This is a genomic window from Nocardia abscessus NBRC 100374 (genome assembly GCF_000308455.1).
Classification (GTDB): domain Bacteria; phylum Actinomycetota; class Actinomycetes; order Mycobacteriales; family Mycobacteriaceae; genus Nocardia; species Nocardia abscessus.
The window spans coordinates 1-244 of sequence record NZ_BAFP01000185.1; the positions used below are offsets into that span (position 1 = coordinate 1).

Consider the following 244-nt stretch of genomic DNA (forward strand, 5'->3'; position numbering starts at 1 on the left):
GCAGGGGGTGACACCATCCAGCTTTGACCCCTCCACAATCTCCAGTCCTCCTTTGGCGTTTTCCACCACGTAGTAGACATCATCGGACACCTTCTTCGGACTGGCGTCCACTATCAGCAGCCCAGCGCCCCTGAGGCGCAGCTTGGCCTCATCTGATCTGGGATTGGCGGCCGCCACAATAGCAGGCACCTGCATGCAGTCCTCAATGGTGATGGCCACAGGCCTCTGCGCGAGCCGAATCAAG

At 59.8% G+C, this 244-nt stretch carries 1 protein-coding gene; it reads right to left on the reverse strand.

Features of this window, described 5'->3' with window-relative positions:
- Nucleotides 1-219, reverse strand: a 219-nt coding sequence (locus tag ON19_RS45205; protein ID WP_157229894.1) for a hypothetical protein, incomplete at its 3' end; no start/stop codon positions are given.
- Nucleotides 220-244 lie beyond the last annotated feature (25 nt).